This is a genomic window from Ferdinandcohnia sp. QZ13 (assembly GCF_031324165.1).
Taxonomy (GTDB): domain Bacteria; phylum Bacillota; class Bacilli; order Bacillales; family Bacillaceae_L; genus Ferdinandcohnia.
Map to the genome: position 1 here is coordinate 1,248,079 of NZ_JAVIVW010000015.1, position 20,960 is coordinate 1,269,038.

General features: G+C 36.4%; 24 protein-coding genes and 1 pseudogene. 3 read left to right on the forward strand and 22 right to left on the reverse strand.

Features of this window, described 5'->3' with window-relative positions:
• The first annotated feature begins 19 nt into the window (after positions 1–19).
• On the forward strand, positions 20–1,213 hold the full coding sequence (locus RGU12_RS20200; protein WP_309537643.1) for an MFS transporter: 1,194 nt from the start codon (positions 20–22) through the stop codon (positions 1,211–1,213).
• Positions 1,214–1,360: 147 nt separating this feature from the next.
• Here the strand turns inward: RGU12_RS20200 and RGU12_RS20205 are convergent, their stop codons facing one another.
• The gene (locus RGU12_RS20205) at positions 1,361–1,867 is read right to left on the reverse strand and encodes a GNAT family N-acetyltransferase (RefSeq protein ID WP_309537644.1); all 507 of its coding nucleotides are present in this window, start codon (positions 1,865–1,867) and stop codon (positions 1,361–1,363) included.
• A gap of 249 nt (positions 1,868–2,116) precedes the next feature.
• The gene (locus RGU12_RS20210; RefSeq protein WP_309537645.1) at positions 2,117–2,554 is read right to left on the reverse strand and encodes a VOC family protein; all 438 of its coding nucleotides are present in this window, start codon (positions 2,552–2,554) and stop codon (positions 2,117–2,119) included.
• A gap of 419 nt (positions 2,555–2,973) precedes the next feature.
• On the opposite strand from RGU12_RS20210, the gene RGU12_RS20215 reads away from it, so the two are divergent.
• Entirely contained in the window at positions 2,974–3,285 is a 312-nt protein-coding gene (locus tag RGU12_RS20215) for a hypothetical protein (RefSeq protein WP_309537646.1), read from the forward strand.
• 272 nt (positions 3,286–3,557) lie between these two features.
• Here RGU12_RS20215 and RGU12_RS20220 read toward each other — a convergent pair whose 3' ends face one another.
• The 6 genes and pseudogenes from RGU12_RS20220 to RGU12_RS20245 all read right to left on the reverse strand — a co-directional run bounded on the left by RGU12_RS20220 (position 3,558) and on the right by RGU12_RS20245 (position 7,315).
• Positions 3,558–3,890: an MmcQ/YjbR family DNA-binding protein gene (locus tag RGU12_RS20220; RefSeq protein WP_309537647.1), complete on the reverse strand. Its 333-nt coding sequence runs from the start codon at positions 3,888–3,890 to the stop codon at positions 3,558–3,560.
• Between the two features lie 20 nt (positions 3,891–3,910).
• Positions 3,911–4,441: pseudogene (locus tag RGU12_RS20225) on the reverse strand (GyrI-like domain-containing protein); the annotation flags it as partial.
• Positions 4,442–4,461: 20 nt separating this feature from the next.
• Positions 4,462–4,848, reverse strand: coding sequence for a hypothetical protein (locus RGU12_RS20230; RefSeq protein WP_309537648.1), 387 nt, complete (start codon positions 4,846–4,848; stop codon positions 4,462–4,464).
• A gap of 79 nt (positions 4,849–4,927) precedes the next feature.
• On the reverse strand, positions 4,928–5,629 hold the full coding sequence (locus RGU12_RS20235) for a class I SAM-dependent methyltransferase (RefSeq protein WP_309537649.1): 702 nt from the start codon (positions 5,627–5,629) through the stop codon (positions 4,928–4,930).
• Between the two features lie 82 nt (positions 5,630–5,711).
• Entirely contained in the window at positions 5,712–6,173 is a 462-nt protein-coding gene (locus tag RGU12_RS20240) for a GNAT family N-acetyltransferase (RefSeq protein ID WP_309537650.1), read from the reverse strand.
• A gap of 569 nt (positions 6,174–6,742) precedes the next feature.
• A complete protein-coding gene (locus RGU12_RS20245) occupies positions 6,743–7,315 on the reverse strand; it encodes a hypothetical protein (RefSeq protein WP_309537651.1) in 573 nt (190 codons plus the stop codon).
• 195 nt (positions 7,316–7,510) lie between these two features.
• Here RGU12_RS20245 and RGU12_RS20250 point away from each other — a divergent pair, with 195 nt between their 5' ends.
• Positions 7,511–8,935, forward strand: coding sequence for a PQQ-dependent sugar dehydrogenase (locus RGU12_RS20250; RefSeq protein ID WP_309537652.1), 1,425 nt, complete (start codon positions 7,511–7,513; stop codon positions 8,933–8,935).
• A gap of 40 nt (positions 8,936–8,975) precedes the next feature.
• Here the strand turns inward: RGU12_RS20250 and RGU12_RS20255 are convergent, their stop codons facing one another.
• The 14 genes from RGU12_RS20255 to RGU12_RS20320 all read right to left on the reverse strand — a co-directional run bounded on the left by RGU12_RS20255 (position 8,976) and on the right by RGU12_RS20320 (position 20,952).
• Positions 8,976–9,791 (reverse strand): undecaprenyl-diphosphate phosphatase, encoded by an 816-nt coding sequence (locus tag RGU12_RS20255; protein WP_309537653.1) that lies wholly within the window; start codon positions 9,789–9,791, stop codon positions 8,976–8,978.
• 53 nt (positions 9,792–9,844) lie between these two features.
• On the reverse strand, positions 9,845–10,252 hold the full coding sequence (locus tag RGU12_RS20260; protein WP_309537654.1) for a GNAT family N-acetyltransferase: 408 nt from the start codon (positions 10,250–10,252) through the stop codon (positions 9,845–9,847).
• A 52-nt stretch (positions 10,253–10,304) separates the two neighbouring features.
• Positions 10,305–10,727, reverse strand: a complete 423-nt coding sequence (fosM, locus tag RGU12_RS20265; RefSeq protein ID WP_309537655.1) for a FosM family fosfomycin resistance protein — start codon at positions 10,725–10,727, stop codon at positions 10,305–10,307.
• 289 nt (positions 10,728–11,016) lie between these two features.
• Positions 11,017–11,751, reverse strand: a complete 735-nt coding sequence (locus RGU12_RS20270; protein ID WP_309537656.1) for a polysaccharide deacetylase family protein — start codon at positions 11,749–11,751, stop codon at positions 11,017–11,019.
• A gap of 221 nt (positions 11,752–11,972) precedes the next feature.
• The gene (locus RGU12_RS20275) at positions 11,973–12,500 is read right to left on the reverse strand and encodes a P-loop nucleotide/nucleoside kinase family protein (RefSeq protein ID WP_309537657.1); all 528 of its coding nucleotides are present in this window, start codon (positions 12,498–12,500) and stop codon (positions 11,973–11,975) included.
• Between the two features lie 292 nt (positions 12,501–12,792).
• Positions 12,793–13,203 (reverse strand): GNAT family N-acetyltransferase, encoded by a 411-nt coding sequence (locus RGU12_RS20280; RefSeq protein ID WP_309537658.1) that lies wholly within the window; start codon positions 13,201–13,203, stop codon positions 12,793–12,795.
• 562 nt (positions 13,204–13,765) lie between these two features.
• Positions 13,766–14,185: a VOC family protein gene (locus RGU12_RS20285; protein ID WP_309537659.1), complete on the reverse strand. Its 420-nt coding sequence runs from the start codon at positions 14,183–14,185 to the stop codon at positions 13,766–13,768.
• Positions 14,186–14,221: 36 nt separating this feature from the next.
• A complete protein-coding gene (locus tag RGU12_RS20290; protein ID WP_309537660.1) occupies positions 14,222–14,737 on the reverse strand; it encodes an SRPBCC domain-containing protein in 516 nt (171 codons plus the stop codon).
• Between the two features lie 64 nt (positions 14,738–14,801).
• A complete protein-coding gene (locus tag RGU12_RS20295) occupies positions 14,802–15,179 on the reverse strand; it encodes a VOC family protein (RefSeq protein ID WP_309537661.1) in 378 nt (125 codons plus the stop codon).
• A gap of 29 nt (positions 15,180–15,208) precedes the next feature.
• Positions 15,209–15,535, reverse strand: a complete 327-nt coding sequence (locus tag RGU12_RS20300) for an ArsR/SmtB family transcription factor (RefSeq protein ID WP_309537662.1) — start codon at positions 15,533–15,535, stop codon at positions 15,209–15,211.
• A 336-nt stretch (positions 15,536–15,871) separates the two neighbouring features.
• Entirely contained in the window at positions 15,872–16,888 is a 1,017-nt protein-coding gene (locus RGU12_RS20305; protein WP_309537663.1) for a DUF3231 family protein, read from the reverse strand.
• A 158-nt stretch (positions 16,889–17,046) separates the two neighbouring features.
• Positions 17,047–18,240 carry a Ger(x)C family spore germination protein gene (locus RGU12_RS20310; RefSeq protein WP_309537664.1) on the reverse strand — a complete coding sequence of 398 codons (1,194 nt, stop codon included), beginning with the start codon at positions 18,238–18,240 and terminating at the stop codon, positions 17,047–17,049.
• Complete coding sequence (locus RGU12_RS20315) at positions 18,237–19,340, reverse strand: GerAB/ArcD/ProY family transporter (RefSeq protein ID WP_309537665.1); 1,104 nt, start codon at positions 19,338–19,340, stop codon at positions 18,237–18,239. The genes RGU12_RS20310 and RGU12_RS20315 overlap by 4 nt, the downstream gene beginning before the upstream one ends.
• The gene (locus RGU12_RS20320; RefSeq protein ID WP_309537666.1) at positions 19,333–20,952 is read right to left on the reverse strand and encodes a spore germination protein; all 1,620 of its coding nucleotides are present in this window, start codon (positions 20,950–20,952) and stop codon (positions 19,333–19,335) included. Before RGU12_RS20320 ends, RGU12_RS20315 begins: the two co-directional genes overlap by 8 nt.
• Positions 20,953–20,960: the final 8 nt, after the last annotated feature.

Genomic DNA, 20,960 nt, shown 5'->3' on the forward strand with positions numbered 1-20,960 from the left:
AAAGGCGGTCCTATACTCCATGGGTAAAGTAAAAGGTAAATTATGGACAAACCAATATGTCATTATTATTTTATTGTCTTTAGTGATGTTCGCTTCTTTTTATATGATTACAGCAGGTTTTCCAATCTTTGTTTCAACTATTAGTGATAATCCTGCGATTGCGGGGATCATGACCACAACATTAATGGTTGCATCACTAATTACGCGCTTCTTTGCAAGTGTCATTATCCAAAAAGTTAATATGAAATTGCTCCTCATTATTTCCCTCCTTTATTTTTTAGGCACGATCGCTCTTACTTTTGTAAACGACTCTATCGGATTTTTGATATTCATTCGAGCACTACAAGGTATTGGCTTTAGTATGCTTACGATTTTAGTCTTTACGATATCAAGTCAAATTGTTCCTAAATCTCGGTTAGGTGAGGGCATTGTATTTTTCGCAATGTCTACAAGTGTTGGGACTACAATGGGGCCACTGATCGCCATTTCTTATCTTGCAAAGTATTCATTCCATTCCATGATGGTGTTAACTCTCGGGCTTATGTCTTTTTCATTTGTTTGCAGTTTTTTCACAAAAAATACGGCTATTAAAGAAAAAGAAAATCCACAGGCGACAAAGAATGAACCTTTCTATAGGTACATGTTCGATAAGCGCGTCCTTCTTCCATGTATTCTGGTAGCATTAAATTATATTACAATTGCAGGGACAGTCAACTTTATGGGGGCGTTTGGAAAAGAGATAAATGTTGGCGGAAAAATTTCTCAGTTTTTTATCGCACAAGGGCTTGCAATGGTATTAGTTCGATCTTTTTCCGGTAGAATTTTCGATAGGTTCGGTCACAGAATCCTTATTATTCCAGCCGCTATTTCAGGGGCTGGAGGATTAATCTTATTAGGCTTCTCTACGACTATGTGGATGGTTTGGGTTTCAGGTGTATTATTTGGAATCGCATTTGCCATCATCCATCCAATTATCCAAGCGTGGGCATTAACTCTTGTTCCACCTGAGAAAAAAGCAACTGCAAATTCTATGCTACTTATTTTTATAGACTCTGGACTAGCTATTGGATCAGTAGGTCTTGGGTTCTTAGCTAAAAGTGTTGGGTATGGCATGACTTTTAGTTACTCTGCAGCTTTTATGATTATTATTTTGTTAATGTATCTATTGGGGAGCAGGAAAACGGTAGCATTGGAAGCTAATAAGGTAAAATGATCCTAACTACACATACATTCGAACGGAATAAACCAAAACAAAGGGGCTGTACCAGTCTTAATATTGACTTTTGGGACAGCCTCTACATGACTAAACCCTCAAAATTTCAAGTGTAATCCTTTACACTCTTCAATCTAACCATTGATTTTAAATCGACACAGAGTAAACATACACATCTTTTCCCCATTTGTTTATTGTTTTCATCACACGCATACCAATTCGTTCTGCTACTTTAGTTGAAGGAATATTGTTTACATCAGGCAATGAGACCATCCTACTTAATTTTAATTGCTCAAATCCGTAATTCTTACAGGCTAAAGCTGCTTCTGTTGCATATCCATTTCCCCAAGCACGCCGGACAAATAAATAACCTATCTCCATCTCCATTACACCATCTACTTCTTGTGGTACAATCCCGCATTGCCCTAGAAATTCCCCAGTTACTTTATCTTCAACAATCCACAAACCAACTCCATATTCATCATAATTTTTTTGTGTCCAATTAATCCATTCCATTGTTTCATTTTCGTTCTTAGTCGAAGGATAATACCTCATTGCTACAGGGTCTGAAAAGATTTCCATCAAATTTCGAGTATCATCTTTAGTCATTCTTCTTAACATTAACCTTTCCGTGCATATAACTGGATGGTCCATTTTTTAATCCTCCTGCGTTTAATAAAGTCTCCTATACTAGCTATTCCAATAGAAGATAGTAACAGCGTAGGGTCTTCTCCACCCCTTTACGTTCGTGATCATACTGCCCACTTAATATGACACACTGTTTTTATAGCACTCTTTTTAAAATGACCATCCATTTAACGCCCCTTGTTGAACTCTTACATCCTCTAGTTGAACAAAAAATGATTTATTATTTAGATATGTGAAAACGAATTAAGATTAATACTAAATTTCTCGCATAGAACCTAATACGATATTGTATCCATCGGGGTCTTTTATGCAGGTATTTTTAAACTCCCATTTGCCGTGTGTACCTGTAAATGGCTCGACTGCAATCTTTCCACCTTTTCCTCGAATTTCTTCAACTAGGGAGTCCAAGTCATCCCAACTAACATGAATAAACGTGTCCCATCCAAATTCTGGACCTTCCCAATCTGTAGGATAATCTATACGCTTTTTTGATATAGCGTTTGGTCGTACATCTTCTGGGGAAATTGACTGTTGAAGAATAATAGTCATTCCGTCTCGTTCCGCGTGCCCCCAATCATCAATTTTACATCCAAGTACATCACGGTAATATTTCTGCGATACTTTAAAATCAGAGACTAAACGTACTTGAATAGTTTGCCCAAATTTCCCTTTCCTTTGTTGTTTAAGTTCCACCTTTTCTCACTCCTATTAATGAATTTTTGACTGTTTGGCTAAATTAATAATTTCTATAAACTCCAATAACCTCCTCATTTGTCTATGAAACAATCATACGACATTCAATAGCCTACGTTTATATATGTTTATTCAACAAAAGAACCCTTATCTTCAGTATGATTTGCCATCGTATATAAAAAATAAATTGACTAAAAAATATATATGTATAAAATATAAGTCGTTAGCATTTTGAATTATTAGACAATTACCCAACCACTACAGTACAGTCAGGAATACAAAAACAAAGGGGGGGACATTTTGGAACAAAGAAATATCCCAGAAGTAAGGATTGAACCATGGGTTACTTCACTGCATTATTGGTTATTACAAAAAATATAATTTTACTATCAATTTATATTTAGTGTGGAGGATTATAGATGATAATACATTGGATTTCCTTATTCATTGTTATTTGCTTCTTAGCATTCTCATATTATAAACGATATTCGCTTAAAACAAGACTATCCTATTTAGGTGCACTTTTTATCTTATCATTCATTATGATACTTCCGATATTTGGATTTTCATTCTTTACATTAATTGGGATATTTTTTCTTGAGAAGATATGGGTTTTATTGGCGGCAGTACTATTTATTGAATCAGCGATAAACAAGAATGGTAAAATAGTTAAATTTATTTTTGCGGTTGTTTCCATTGTTATATACCTTTTTATCCGAAAATTCATTTAAAATCCCAACAAGAATACTGGTATGTTAGCTTAACAACTTAAAACAAAAAAGCGTTAATTCTTCCTGAATTAACTTATATATAAAGGAGCTGATTAAGTGGAAGTTATTATTGGTATTTTACGTGTAATTGGCGATTTCGCAGCAGCTGTTGCAACTGCTGCTATCAGCAAATTTCATGATAAAAAATGAACAAAGAATAAATCTCCCTTATTTGGTCTATCTGTATAAATTAGACCTTTTTACCTCTTTATTTTATCATTAGAAGTTGGAAACTACCTTTGCTTCGTTAGATGATAGCTACGTCCAATCAGATCATATATAATTCCCTCTGGAATGGTACCATCAAGAATAATGGAATTCCAATGATCTTTATTAAGATGAAAAGCAGGAACTATTGAAGAATAATTCTGTCGATAGAAATCCAACCAATCGGGTTCACATTTCAGGTTAATCCAAATATGGTCCTCTTTATTAAATATCCATGCGAAAACTTTATTGTTTTCTTTATGTCGCATTAATGTCCAGTTTTTATCATTAAATGGATAATCTTCATAAGTGTTTTCCAAGTTCAAACAGTATTCAATTACATCTTTTCTCGTTTTCAATTTTCACACCTCTTCAACATTCATGTGTCCAATTCTTTCTTTGTATTATGTATTGATTTAGGAATTACAGGAACCCAAAGTTCGTTTCTAGGTTTATGCTTTGGTGGATAAAAACACTCAATACAAGGTATATCAGTAAGTTCATATCCAGAAGTTGGAATCCACTCTGTGTATAATCGTTTCCAAGCATTGACAATACCCGGAAATACAGCCCATGTCCTGTGAGTAATAGAGAGAGTTTCCATATCATTTGGAACCTCCCCATCATATCGGACACCCATAAAGTATGTAAATTCTTCATCCATAATGACTGCCTCGTTTCCACAAATGCCCAAGAGACTTTCTAGTGTGCATTTCGGTTCTTCCCAGGACATATCAATCAATTGTTGCATAAATCCATCTTTTTTCGCACTACTCCAAAGCGTAGGAATTGTTTTAAAGGCTCTACTTGTTTTGACTACCTTACCTTTTCCTATAATTTTTAAATCAAAATCAAGATTCACGATCCGATAGTCCATTTTGGTATCCCCTTTTATCGAAGTTTGAAAAGAAGTTATTGAAGCTAATATCTTTAATTTCCGTTAAATAACGAATGTAATTTCTCCAAAATCTGTTCATTTTCTTTATAATAAACATCATTTATTTGTGTTGTTGAAAAGGAAAGTTTTAATTTTTCCCCTTCGAAAAGGTCCACATTATAAATATATCCAACCTCCCCATCTTGGTTAGTAGAAGGATCAAACACGATTCCTTTAATACTTTCTAACCACGGGTTAATAATTGATTTATCTGTAATTCTTTTTAATTCTCCGCTTCCATGTCTAATCTCTATTTTGGACACTTCCGATAAATCGTCCGAGTATATTTCCTCGAAAGTCATTGGTTCAAGTTTTGTACACCCTGTTAATATGGATATAATAAGCATTGTTGTTAAAAACCCTAAGTATACTTTTTTCAACCATATCCCCCCTTGTCAAACTAAATACAAAGTAACTTAATAACTCAATTCAATAGGTCGAATAATGCTATTTTTTACTTTAATTTTTTATCTGCATTAAACTCGTCCAGAGAAAATCTTCTCCTAATACGTCATTTGGTTGTATAATCTTTTTCATTTTCCTAAATTCCTTAATAGTAAAGTCCGTTTCAAATATTTTTCTAAGTCTCTCTTCCGTATAGCCTATTCCTCTTTTTAGGCTTTTTTCTTTATAAACATCCCAGTCAGATGTGGCCAATGCTCCATCTGTATTAAAACAAACAAGTGCAAAATGTCCGTCTGGCTTTAATGCTTTTTTTATGATTTCCATGTAGGTTAAACGTCTATGGGGTGCTAAATGATGAAATAAACCACATTCATAAATAAAATCATAAGAATGTGGCTCGAATTCAAAGTCAAAAAGAGATGTGCAGTGAAAATCAATATTTACTCCTTCCTCATCTGCTCTTTCCTTTCCCCAATTTATTGCGTTTTCAGCAATATCTAAAGCATCTACTTTACAACCGTTTTTAGCCATATAAATCGCATTTCTCCCGGGTCCACATCCTACTTCCAACACACGTCTAGGAGCAAGTCCGTTATTAAAGTACTCTACTAAATTCTCATCTGGTCCATTTACCTTAAAAAAAGGAATCTCCTTCGTTCGATCCTCATAAAAATGTTCCCAAAACTCCTTTGGCTCTCGTAAAAAGTCATCCAACATTTCTAGTAAATCATCATAATTTAAGATGGCTTTCTCCACCAAACTTCCCCCTTTAAACATTCACTTAACCACCTATGATTAGTAGAGCATCTGATAACAAATATGCCGCGAAGCAGGTATTTCAAGAAGGAAAATACTCCATAGGCTCCGTACAATGAACATATCCATTTTTCTTATAATAATGAATCGCTTCATCGCTCGGCCATACAATAACAAATTCAAAATTGTTTTCTTTAATCCATTCATTGATTGTGCTTAGTACTTTACTTCCAATACCCGCATTCCTATATTCCGGAACGGTATAAACATTTGTCATATACGCAAATGGATAGGTTGTTCTACCTGGGCGTGGAACTTTTTGAATCAATTCTATGTAAATATGAGAAGTAATTTTCCCATGATCCTCCGCAACCCAGATGAACCATTGACCACTATTCATTGCTTTCTCTAAAAATAGTCGACACTCCTTTTCAAAGTCATCGTATGATTCATTCTTTTTACTATCATCATACTCAATTGTGAAATCCCATCTCATTCTTATTAATTGTTTAATATCTTTTGCCTCAGCAAGTCTTATTTTCATGGATAAATTCCTTTCCGTAATCTACTCGTCTGAATAACAGTCTTCCCCCATAAACACCTATATTTCAGCTATTTCGGCATATGGGATTTGTAGTTTAATTTTAACATAAATTACCAAAAAATCCTTATAAAATATACGGCTGTTTTCGTAAAGATTGTTGTTTTTGGATATCTTTGTACGAAAGGAATTAGTAGTTATTATCCTTCCAGTGATCTCAGCGGATGGTACGAGATCCTCGAAAATGCCAGCATTTTCTTCGTGCGGTGTAGTTTGGAGGAAGCAAACTCAACGGCCTGCGGGAATAGCGAGCCAAGCGAGACCAATTAATGTTCGAAGCCTAAGAGCGCCACGTCCTGTGGCAACGGCTTCGTGACCTACATCGTGTAGGCCTCAGGAGGCTTGCGGATCGCCCGCGGAAAGCGAGTACCAGGAGCGGAAATCACCCTTAGTTTTAATGGCACAATCTTTAGAAATGAGCAAAAAATAAAGACCATCCTATGGATGATCTAAGGAATTCTGTCTCTTTTGTTGAAGAAGTTTGATTTTGCTTATGTTGCTTTCCCCTCCCACTATCTTCGGGTAAAAAACGTATGGAGGACTTTAAAAGCAGAGATGCTCACTTTTTTCCAAATCCAGCTATACAATAAGGAAAAGGCAAACGTCCCGAGAATCACTATACTATTAAAATGAGATGTTACCGATGGTCCAAGTATTGGAAACTTTACTACATATAATAAAAAACTTATTCCTAGTGTCAAACATAGTCCCGCAAATAGAATAATAAATAGGCTTTTCTTTACATACTTAAGACCAATACCTAAACTGAGTCCTAATAAACCTGTAGTAAATATGAACACCAATAGCTCACTTGGCTGGAGGAGGGCTAATAGAAAAATAGTTACGAAGTATGTCATCACACCTATCCTGAGTGACATGAGGCTAGCAAGCACAAGCGGCCCCGTACTCATCATGCTCAGGACATAACCAATACCCGTAAATATCCCCGCCGATTGAAAAACAACGGCTAATGAACCTAATATGGAACCGACAACAATCCGCGTTGTCTTAGAATACCTATCAGTTGTTGGGATTAGTTCCTCTCCCCACACGCTAGATGTTACTTTTTTGAATAATGACCTCATCTTACACCCCCATAATAGGTAGATGCAGGTAGAAAGAAGATTATACCAGTAATTGAATAAAGATAAGCTGACCTTTTTTAGGACATTTACATGTCTTGCCACACCCTTAAGATTCCGAACAGCCAATAGGTACTATTAGAACCTTCCTAATCATATTCTGATAAAAGAAAACGATGAGAAGGGGTGTAAAGTTTGTTGAGAAAAGTTAAAGTTCGTTTACGTCCCGTAGTAAATCGGATCAATTTACCCACTGTTATAAAATCCACTATACTTCCAGGTGACTTCACCGAAAGACTATTTATTGCAACACAGGTTGGAGAAATCTTTTACATAGGAAACGGTGAAATTAGACTTTTTTTAGATATTCGCTCTCGAACTCTAAAACTAGGTACTTCTGAACCTGGTGTATCTGGTCGTGGATATGATGAACGTGGATTGCTAGGACTAGCGTTTCATCCCCAATTTTTTAACAACGGTTTGTTTTATCTTCATTATTCAGTAGCCGGCACACAAGGTCCAGGTGCTCTTTCTGAATCTTTTAAACCGAACCCGTGTGATCCTAAAACGTTAAACCTAAGATGGACAAATAGAGACACTCAATATGATCATATTGATACGGTTGAAGAATGGATCTTTCATTCGAATGGTCAACCTCAAAAACGACGGACGATACTTAACCTAAGAAGACCATTTTTTAATCATAATGGTGTCAATAGCTTAAACTTTTCACCTGAAACAGGAAAGCTCATTTTAACAACCGGAGATGGTGGATTAGGCTATGACCCGTTTAATTTAAGTCAAGATGAAATGGAAATCGCGGGTAAAATCATAGAAATAGATGTTGGTAAACATTCATCTATTGATAATCCCCCCGTCGTCACACGTTTCAACGAACTACCGGTACCTATTCAGGAAACACTTACGGTCATGGCCAAAGGCGTTCGCAACATACCAGGGATTTCGTTTCAAAGGTATCACAATCAGTATATTAAATATGTGGGGAATGTCGGACAGGATTTAGTAGAATCAATTTTTTCATTCGTTCATTACAAACCAATCCCAGTCACTCAAATTGTGCGACAAGGGGACATGTCAACTAATCAAGATGGATTTATAAATTTTGGTTGGCGAGGGTGGGAAGGTGCTTTTCCTACTTCGATAATAAGAAGCTGCAATGAAAATCCACATTTGGATGAAAAAGTGATGGCTAATTACAATGAAGCTATTCAGACTTCAGTGAGGCGGATTCAGCCATTAACTAGTTACTTTCATAAAGATGCACGCTCCGATAAGTTTGCGGGAACTGCACTTACAGGTGTCCAACCATATATGGGGAAAGGAATCCCTTCTCTAACAGGAAGTGTGGTGTTTACGGACATTGCCCGGAAGGAGGAATCTCTAACTCCGGTAAGAGGTGCTTTAGCTTATACGACGGTAAGACCAGAATGTAAGCTAAGCGATTTTCAAGTGATCGAAATCGATTATGATTTTGGTTCTCAATCTGCTTATTACGTAAGCTTGGGAACGAGTCTAGACCAAACTAGATTATTTTTAGGCGTTTATAGTTCAATGAATGTAAGTGAATTAAATCTAGGTACTGTATTTGAGCTGATTCCATGATTTTTAGCAGGTGTTATTTTAACACCTGCTTTTGTGTTTTTTAGAAGAAGATTAGCAGCAATGCACCAACGATGAAACAATAATAGGTGAAATAAACTAGTTTTCCGTTCTTCATAATTCCCATAAACCATCTCATCGCAAAATAAGTCATGAAAAGTGTTGCGATAAATGCTGCTAAATATGGAACGGCCAGGTCGGCTTTATTCGATTCATTCATAAAATCGGAAAAGCCAAGGATAACCCCTCCTAAACTTACTGGAATATACAACATAAATGAAAACCGAAGCGCAGTTTCTTGTTTCATTCCAACAGCAATCGATGAAATAATGGTGGCACCAGAGCGACTAATTCCGGGAGTTAAGGCAACAGCCTGACCTAAACCTACAATGAACGCATCTTTCATTGTAAGATCGCGATCCTCCTTATATCCTTTCATATTACGAATCAACCATAACGCAATACCTGTTATGAATAACATCAAAGCAATTGTTGTCATACTAACATTTTCTGCAATATAATCACTTAACAAAAAACCAAGGACTCCAGCAGGAATCGTTCCTATGACGATGTAGCAAGCAAAGAGAAAGTCACTTTTAAAACGCTGTTCTCTCGTTTTCAAATAATTAATTGTATTCATGATAAGCCGTCCAATATCTTGCCTGTAGATAAATACGATCGCTAGTAGTGAAGCGGTATTTGTTAAGATAGCAAAAGTAAATCCTTGTTCACCCAGCCCCAATATTTCACTCGCAATCATGACATGGCCACTAGACGACACAGGAATAGGTTCTGTAAAACCTTGAACGATTCCTATAATAATCATTTTAAGTATATAGATAAACTCTGATTCTCCCATTTTGTCCTCCATATTCAAACTAAAAAAATTTGTTATTTCTGTCGCTTAGTATATCATCGCTTCCTACTTTTTGTCATACCAATGGAGAATTTCTTAAACCCCAATTCTGTATAGTAAGGCTCCAAACCTTCTACACACATAAGTTGAGGAATTACTTTATTTTGCTCACAATGTGTTACGATTCGGTTTACTATTTCTTTCCCAATTCCTTTGGACTGATAACTTGGCAGAACACCCACTCCACATATAATGGCGGTAATAACACCATCCGAAATGACACGTCCCATGCCTACTAATTGTTGCTCATCAAAAGCATAAATTGCATACCAGCTCTGTATACACATTCTTTCTAAATCACTCACGCTTAACTTTAAGGAATTCCAACCTAAAGACTCGTATAAATTCCATAATTGCTCGAAATCTTCTGGGGGCTGTATCGTATACTCGATCTTTTTTTCCACATAAGCACCTCCATTTTTTAAAAACAAAGACCATACTTTCACACGAAAATCACTAACTATAAAACTCCATATGTAATTTTTCTGCTTTGTAATAATCCAGCCTGTCTTGTAATGTACCCGTATGAAATTCAAACTTATGTCCGTCAGGGTCAGTAAAGTAAATTGATTTTTTATCTCTTTCGTCCCTTGTACGACCTGGTAGAATGTTTACATTGAATTTCTTGAGTTTATGGTACATCTTATCAAAATCTTTATCTTCTATTGTAAAAGCAATATGAGTGTATGAGTAGCTAATTTCATTTCGAGGAATTTCTTTTTCCACATTAAGGGCAATCCATATCCCATTTAAATCAAAATAGGCAGTGCTTCTTCCCTTTACTAACAACTTTGCATCGAATACATTCTTATAAAATCCAATGGAATCTTCTAAATTTGAAACTGAAAATAAAAAATGATTAAGACCTTTAACTGACACCCTATCACCCCAATTTTAAACTTCTTTTTATCTTATCATGCACTCGTATTGCCTTTTTGTGATTCAGTTAGAACAAATACAAGTAATTTGGAACAATAACATGTGTTGTAAAGTACCCATACCTTTATTCTATTATTATTAAATACATTAGTTGAAGAGTCACTTAATTTTTCTCATTGTGACAAAAATGTTAGATAGCACGGTTATTTGTAAGAAGAATCGATGGTGACCTTACGTCCAATCTTATTGGATCAAACAGAAAAAACGATTACCCGTATCGTAATCGCCTTCATTTTCCTTCAACGATTCTTGCAAAGTCATCAAGAGTGGTTGAATACTTGATATAGATTCGCGGTAAAAGATATACTTCGTCTTTTATGCCTTTCTCAGAAAATAGTTCAGGAGTTGTCGTAATTCCAAATAAATAGTATTTCTTCGTTTCTTCTACGACCTTGTTATTGAAATTGCCGTACGGGTATGCAAGAGCAATAACTGGTTTGCCCGTTATTTTTTGAATTTTAACTCTAGATCCTTTCAGTTCATATTCATAATCTTTTATTTTCGTCAAATCAGGATGTGTAGCTGTATGAGACTGGATGGAGAAAATCCCTGAATCAGCCATCATTTTTAAATCGGATTTTGATAACCGGTTGGAGCGACCGATAAAGTCAGAAATAACAAAAATGGTTCCAGATGGTTTAAAATATTCGTTTGTAAGTTTTTGAAAAATATCAAATGCATTCAGATTGTCTTTGTACCCATCATCAAAGGTAATGAAAATGGGCTTGTTTACTTTATCAATGTCTTGCCAACGATCAAAAGTTAACAATGTGTAGCCATGGTCTCTTAAATAAATTATTTGTTTCTCGAAATTCTTCGGTGTTACATATAATTCCTTAGAACCATGCCCTTTAAATTCGTCAATCGAATGATAGACTAAAATAGGTATTTTAGGTTGAGCCAATACTTGTGATGGAACAAACAATATAAGAAGACTTAAAGAAAAAATTGCAACCTTTTTCATAATACTCCTCGCTTTGTATCCTTTTTATTTCTTTTTAGCATTTATTGTTCCTCAAAAAACTAAGAATATTACCGGACAATTAATTGCAATTGGCTTCTTCTCAATTGCTTTAAATTTTTCTTTTATCTTCTTGTCATCACATAATGATTGGAAATAGATACTCGGCAAAGTAGTATACCTAATGAATATGGTTGTGGAAAATAATTGAGGTGTAGATAGGTCTAATTTTCGATAACAATTTCTCCTTCACCATTTGGTATTTCAAAGCCATTAAGGTAAGACGATAACATTTCTTCTGAAATCGGGAATGAATTTGCATCCAAACGGTTGTTGCGTAATTTCAGTCGTTCACGTAAATCATCTGGGTGAACTTTTAAATAGATAAGTTTCCAGTTCCCTCCTGAATCCTCAATAAGTTTTTTATATTGGTTCCTTTTAACACGATTCCAGAAACTAAAATCAAGGACAACCTGTTGTTTTTCGTAAATTAACTTTATTAAACGGTTGCGTAATTTTCTTTCTGCATCTTTCTTATATTCCTCAATTTTTTCAATAGGAAAATCGACTCCCCAACGACCATGAGTGGCCCATATTTCTTCATCAATTGAAAGACGTATAAAACCTTCTTTTTCTAATTTTCGTGAGAATGTAGTTTTCCCAGAACCAGACACACCACACATCATAACCACTAAAGGGGTTATAGTATCTTGTTTACTATTAATTAAATCAAAAATGCATTTTTTAAACATCTGTATACTCCCTTAAATTATTTGATTGAAATTCTAAATAATTTTGTTATTCTCATTTGTATCCAACCGAAACATTAAAACGGTATCATTTGAAACGATCGAGGATATCCTCACTAACCAACGCAGCAGCATAAGAACGGGATAAACCATAACAAATTATGCTGTACCATTGTCAACTTTATTTTGATGAGAATAACTTTCAGGTTTGTTGAAAAATCTTCTAAAAAAAACGTTGCACCATATTATCGATGCAACGTTTTTGTATTTTATTTCTTATCTTTGAATAAATCCCCTAACTCAACCTCGCAAATGCTACTAATGAACCCTTATCACAAGATTCGAAACCATTTTTTTCATAAAAATGTCTTACATCAGGAGCTTCTTCGGTTAATAAAACTTTTTGACGAACATTTTTATATTTCTCCAGAACCTGTTGCATCAGTTGAGTAGCAATTCCTTGATTTTGATAAGCATTTAACACAAGAATATCTTGAATATAGATAATTGTTAATCCATCACCAATTATACGTATTAATCCAATTAATTCTTCGCCATTCCAAGCAGTTACAACTTCTAATGACTGCTCTATTGCCTGTTGAAGAACTTCTAAATCTTGTGTATAAGCATACCATTCTACATCATTATATAATCTCTCTAGTTGTTCTCTATTTATATTTTTACTATTAGTAAAATTAATTTTCACTCATTTTCCTCCTCAAAAATATCTTATTTTGAAGAGTTGATCCATAATTTATCCACTGTCTTATGCCTCCCTTTGGTTTATTACCGTATGTTGTTATATTACTATTTCGACATTGTTCATTATATTCCTGCTTAGTAACGAGACAATAGACCTATTAATACTAATTTTCAAGCTTTGAATAATCCTCTTAATAAAGTCTTTCTAGTTGAATATGAGAAAATTGGCGATACCTTTTAAAAGGAATCGCCTCCCGACCAACAGAGATTCGAATATTATTATACAGCTTATTTTCCGAATAGCCTTGCTGCTTTTGCTGCCTCAAAGCTTTTTGTAGCAAAATCAAACGGATCATCTCCAGCATTAAAGTGAATATCTGTATTTCCAATTTAAAAAACAGTGAAATTTAATTCTAAAACAATCAGGTCTATACATAAGAAATGCGCACTTCTTCTACCGTCCATGAAATATCCGATCCCGAATACCCTTTTTATCATTTAAGCTAAAGGACGGTTCAGTACTCTTTAAAGTACCTGAACCGTCTCTTGTTTCTATCTTGTCTATTTCATTGTTTGGAATCAGGAGAGCTATCCCTTTGCTCCATGAAAAATACTTCCCATAAATGACCGTCAAGGTCGGCGAAGCTCCGTGAGTACATGAAGCCGTGGTCCTGCGGCTCACTTGTGGGCTTTGCGCCGGCTGCCAATGCCTTTTCTGCAAGCTCATCCACTTCTTCCTTGCTTTCAACCGACAAAGCGATAATAGCTTCTGCGCTTTTGGCCGTATCGGGAATGTCTTTTTTTGTAAAAAATTTAAAATACTCCTCTACTAAAAGCATGGCATACAAATTTTGGCCAATAACCATACATGTGGCTGATTCATTGGTGAACTGGGGATTAAACTCAAAACCTAATTTTGAGAAAAACTCCATGGTCTTTTCCAGATTTTTAACTGGCAAATTCACAAAAATATTTTGAACTCCCATACTTTCCATCTTCCTTCCTTAAAAAAGTGATAATTCTTATCTTATTTGACTTAAATATTCTTCTAGGCGATTCCAAGTTTCGGTGATACCTTGTTCCATACCCATATCCATAACGGTCTTGAGAGCTTCAGCAGAAATATATTCTCCCCGATTAACTAGTTTCGTCTTTCCGTCCATATCGATGAATTCCAACGTGACCTCAGTTGAAGGCAATTTCTCATCAATATTGCCATCAGCATCCGAGAAATAATCTGTATACATAATTAACTCCGGTACAACTATAGCCTTGTAGATTCCTTTCCCCCAGGACTCCATTCCATAAAATTGTCCTTGATTCCGGTCAACACATTTCATGCAGTAGTGCCAAATACCGCCTGGTCTAAAGTCAACAGTACAAACCGGAAGTTCCCAGCCTTTAGGTCCCCACCAATTTTTGAGATGCTCAGGCTCTTTAAACATAGTGAATACAAGGTCTCGCGGTGCATTGAATATGCGTTCTAGAATTAGTATCCGATCATTCTCTACTCTTGTAATCATTGCATTTTTTGACATTATCAACTTTCCCCCAATTAAGTAGTATTTGAATTACTTAGGGCTAGATCATCAATTGTAGTGTTTAATTCCTTTCCATAACAGCAAAGTAATGATCCTCATCGTCGGCAAAATTAAATACTTTTCCAGAAGGCATCTCAACGATATCTCCGACCTTGACATTTTTACTTTTTAAGTTTGAATATAATTGTTCGACATTGTCAGTAAAGAACATCAAAGAGGGGGTACCTAAATTTAATTCCGGTTCCATTTGAGCAATGAAATCTTTATTGTGAATAACGATACTTGTTTCCGCATTTTCAGGGGCCACTTCAATCCATCTCATACCTTGACCGTTATCCTCTTCTGCAACTACCTTAAACCCTGCTTTTTCCGTCCAAAAGTCACGAGCTTGATCTTGATTTTTGACGTACAACATCACTTGACCTAAATTACGAATCATTCATTTTCACTCCTTACTAAATTTTTTCGTTAATTCAATGTCTTTTTGCCCTGCAATATATTTAGATAATCGTCCAACCTATCCATCCTGTCTTCCCACAATCGCCTATAGGAGTTCAACCACTTATCTATCTCTTGAAACGGTTCTGGTTTTATCCTATAAATTCGGCGATTCGCTATTGGCTGAACCTCAACTAACCCAGCGTCACAGAGCACGCGAAGATGCTTGGAGGTTTGCGGTTGCTTTAATTCTAACTTTTCTGCTATTTCGCTGACCGGAAGTGGTCCTTCTAGTAATAGGTCAACGATATCAAGGCGGTTGGGCTCAGCCAGGGCACTGAAGGTATGTAGGTTCATTTTGAATCATCTCCCAACTTTTGTTTTTATAAACCCTTTATTTTGTTCCATTTCCAGGTTTCAGATATAAAGCCTATCATGTAATATCTATCTTTATTAAAATATACCCGATAAGGAATATTCATGTCAAGGAATATTCAAAACAAAATAAAAAATCCTTTTAAGAGCAATTTTTACAGATATATCCACGCATAATTTTTCTACATTTTAAAGATAATCCCCTACTAACAAAAGCCTTTCATCTATTTTCACCAGTATGGAATGCATCGTGTAGCATGATGTAAATCATACAAAACAAGCCCTTTCGCTTATAAGAGAAGGGCTTAAATATAGAAACTATTTCTGTTTTCTGATTAATTCATCACGATCGGCTACCATTGGAGGCTGTTCCATCCAGCCATTTTTTATCAAAATATTTGCTCCATCTTCAGAATACAGTTGAACCTCTAAAGATAGCCTGTTATACATTGAAGCAAGATCCGCTCTAGGACTTTGGCTGACAGCTGTACCGTAATATCCAACACTCATGGAAATCAAGCCAGATGTCATGAACATCATGAGTTTATCTGAAAAAGTTTTGGCGGTACTGTTTGTTATTTCTGAATTCCATCCCATCGGTACAGGGAGCTTACTTTCCTCTAACTTTCCTCTAAATAATGTAATGTGTTTATTTCCTATTTCTAAGCCTTTTAAAAAGAATTTTTTAACATCCTTATCCTGTGCAACCTGACTAAATCCAGTGAGTACAGCTACTCCAAGGGCATTTCTTTGCAGATTCGCAAATAAATTAGCGACTTCTGCAGCAATCAACGGTCTTTTTTCTCCTAAAACATCAAACATAAACCCTTGCTTTTTTACGAATTCAATCTTTTCTAAATTAGGAAGGCTGGGAGATCGTATAAACAATCCTTTGGATAATAATAAATCCGTAGAGCGTTTATATAATTCCATTGTTTTCGTAAGGCAGTCCATGTAATATGTTTTTATATCATTTCTTACAGATGTTGCTACAGCTGCTCCATATAAGGTAAGACCGACTTTTGACATCTGGTTTATATAATTTAGCACAAAACCGTCGGAATACAATCTTGGAGCTGTTAAATCAACATCTTCTTCCATTTTAAAACCATAAGGAACTACATGTTTTTCCTCAGTCAGTATAGCAGCAATTATTTCTATGTGGGATGTAGATAACCCCAGAGCATATTCAATGATAGGTTTGATCTCTTCGTCCTCCGCCTTTTCTAAGAAGTATGCGAGGACACATTTGCTACCACTATCATTTAAGTATTGCACCCAAAGCTGCGCTATCTCACCGGCAGTTAACCTTATCTGGGTTCCCTTTTCCTTCATAAGTAACCTCCAAAGTCGAAATACTATAAATACCATCCCCATAAATTACCTCTAATATGTATGAATGGTAATCCTTTTATAAAATAAGCCCAGAAATAAAAAAGCTCGTAGTCTTTTTTTTATTGACCTATTAGCCTGCACCTTTGTAATTGCTCCCTCTACTCCCAATTCATCCCGGTTCGCCGGATGGTATAGTCAAAAGTCACTTTAATATCCATTTCTTTGTAAATGTCAGACCACTTTTCATCGGTTTTTACTTCCTCGTCCCAATACGTTCCGAATTTGGCTCTGACTCTAGCGCCTAGACCAAGGATATCTGCCCCGTGCCCCTGAAGCTCCTTGATGAATTCGCTACTGACTTCATCCATTTTTTTATTGGCTGCTTTTTCGATTTGCTTCATTTTGTCGCCGCTTAAGGTTACGTCAATGGCTTCCTCAAGAATGGCATCTATTTCTACATGAATTGTTGCTCTTGGTATTCCGTTTTTTACATCGACTTTTATTTTAGAGTTTCGTTCTTGAGTTTGAATCATGTAAACACTCTTATCATCTAGAGAAATACTTAAAGGGTAACCGCCGGAGGCCTTCTCTTTCATATCCATAAAGGCACCTATTTCAATCGGGGATGTTAGACCCACCATTTTTTCACCTCGAAAATAAGCGATTCCATCCACCATAATTCGATCATTGTTAATGACTTTTACCCCCGGCAGTACTGGGTCAATCCCTTTATCTAAAACATCTATCCAAAAGTTCCCGAGATATTCCCTTGGTAGCTTTCCAAAACGTACCGCATTATCTAATGTATCTGCTAAATAAAGTGCTGGTACTGTTTCAAGTGGTGGCGCTGTTCTCAAAACTTTTGCCGCATCTTTTTTATTAACAGCCATCCAGGCTGTTCTTCGGACCTCGTTATCACGCTTTAAAAATTCACTTATATCTTTAATCCCCTTCTTCGCAACTTCATCGGAAACCACAATAATCTGTAGATGCCCAAGATATAACTTTTCAGCAAGCTGTTGCTGGAGATTGGACATGGCATCCTTTATCGTATGACCATATGTGTCTAATAACCACACTGTTTTCTCAGATCCTTGCCCTCCACCGCCTTCAGGGCCAAGCTTGATTTTTCCAGGTAAAGCGATTTGGGCAGTAACCTTATATAAAATATCCTTTTTCCCTTCAGGAAAGTCTCCGTCAAGATGTGTTACCTCTGCGTTATCTTTCCCCTCAGCAAGATCAATTGCAAGTGCCAGTATATTTGCACGGTCCTCCAGTTCATACCTGTCCCAGCATCCTGTTAAAAAAAGAATAAATACAAGAAGGAGCATAAAAACTCGTATCATTTTCATGCTGAAACTCCTCCTTTTTTACGCAGCTTTGCAAATCCTAAAAGGATCACAGGATATACAATCGTTAACAGAAGGCCATACATTGTTACTAGCAATATATAATCATACATATGATAAATATTTTGTGGAAAAATGGCGATACAAAAAACAACCGGAAAACCTGCTACTGCGATCACCCGGTAATTGTAGTATCGAAAAAGTTCCCCTATTCCGCGAACAATTATAAAATAATAGGATAGAAGTGTCGTAAAAACGCCATATATCCAGGAAATAACCAAAATTGCATCCACCCTTGCTAAAATTTCACCAGGAACAGTAATCATTTTACCTAGAACTAATGTTGGCCAAATCATTTGGAGAATATCCTCATCTCCAAATACACCCACCGTCATGAACACAATAAAAATGACAATAAAACCGGCTATCAGAAGTCCCCAGACTCCACCTCTCAAACACTTTTCTGGTTGTTTCATATAGGGGATGACCATTGTGATAATGAAAAAGCTTAACATCGACTGTGTAACCGCAATACTTCCTTTTAAAAATTCTCTCCAAGTTGGGTCGTTACCCAAAAATGGAGTAATGTGATACACCTCAATGTCTCCAAAGGCTGGAAGTAAGACAAGTGCGAATGGAAAAATGATCAACGGCATATAGAAAAAATGGATATAGGCAAAGGTTGAAACATTTTGAAACCCAGTTGTTGCACATAAGAAAATCATCATAAAAATGGCAATTTGAATGGGTGTAGTTGGTAGAAGTGCGCCTTTTACTACTTCAGCAAATTGTCGTGTTTCAAGGCCCATGTTTACGGTAAAAAATAGAATAATCATTATACTAAAAATACGACCAATAAATTTCCCTAAGATTATTTCGTTGTATGTAATGAGGGTATGCTTTGGAAATCTTTTTCCCAAATATACAATTGCTAAAAGACCGATGAAAGTAATTCCAACTCCAATTATGCTTGCAAATGGAGCTCCTATCCCCGCTCCCTTGACCACAAATCTCGGAAAGGCGAGCATTGCAACACCAAGGATAGAACTGATTACAATGAATGCCAATTGTACCGCTGTAATTTTATCTCCTTGCTTATCCATTGGAATCACCATCCTCTTGACCATTCAATGACGACTTTGGAATCCTTTCTTCTTTAGGGTCCATCCTTTTTACATCCTGAGGTTTTATCTCTGCTGGCCGATTCTTTAACCATCGAAGTGGAGCGCGAATGAATGAATCTTTCATGCCCGTAAAATTCCCTGGGGCAATAGGTGCCATATACGGAAGACCAAAGGAACGTAGTGATAGCATATGATTGAGGATGAAAATAACCCCAAACGCTAAACCAAGTAATCCAAAGGTTCCAGCGAGAATGATTAAGGGAAAACGCAGCATCCGAAAAGCTGTTGCTGCATTATACGAAGGTGTAGCGAACGACCCAATCGTTGATAATGCGATAATGACAACTGTAATTGGACTAGCGAATCCAGCTAACACAGCCGCTTGTCCAATCACAAGCACCCCCACAATCGATAGCGCTCCACCCACCTGCTGAGGCATTCGGACGGTTGCTTCACGTAATATTTCCATCGCTACCTCCATCAAGAACACTTCAATAAACACTGGGAAGGGAACCCCTGAACGTCCGCTTGAGGCAGCGACTACAAATTTTGCTGGAATCATCTCTGGATGATAGGAAAGTACCGTTACATAAAAGGACGAAAATGTTAAAGAGAATATAAGAGCCATAAAACGAATCAGTCGAATAGCACTTGTTATTAAGAATCTTTCATTATAATCCTCACTCGTTTGATAAAATTGATTGAAAGTGGCGGGTACAATCAAAACAAACGGAGAACCATCTACGATAAGTACAATTCTACCTTCTAGTAAATTACCTACCGCTTTGTCTGGCCGTTCTGTGCTTTGAACTTGTGGAAATGGCGACCGAGGGTTATCCTCAATAAACTGCTCTATATATCCCGCATCCAGGATACGGTCGATATCAATCCGATCTAAACGCTTTTTCACCTCATTCAATAACTCTTTGTTGACAATTCCCTCAATATAACAAATTCCCACTCTTGTTTTTGTACGCCTACCAACCTCTATTTGCTCGATTCTGAACTCAGGAACAGGCAATCGATAGCGGAGCAGGGATACATTCGTCATAATTTGTTCGATAAACCCATCACGAGGACCTCGAACTACCCGTTCAGTCTCAGGTTGTTCAAGACTCCGCTTTTCAGGCTTGAATGCATCAAGAAAAAGAGCTTGATCGGAACCCTCGATTAAAACGACACATTTCCCTCTCAAGAGACCAGACAATAAAGTTGATAGTCTTGACTCGGATGTTCCTGAACAATGATAGAGCACATCTTCAAGTAGGCCGGACGTGAGACTATTAGCACTGAGTTTTGATGGAATGTAGTCCTGACTAAGTCTTGTCTCTTGAAGAGGTTTAATAATATCTCTATCCAACTTTTCTTGGTCTACGAGGCTGCTCATATAAAGCACAACAGATAGGGTTTCACCAAATAAATGAAACCTTCTCGTTGAAAAATCGATATCATTTTCGTATATTTGCTTAAACTCTTCTACTGTTTGTTCTACGTCACCACTTATATTTTCATGCTTTAACTCTAAGATCGCATTCTCAGGAAAGGAGACTTCCTGTTCGTGTCTTTCATTCTTTTTAAAAAATGACGGCATCTTTCCCC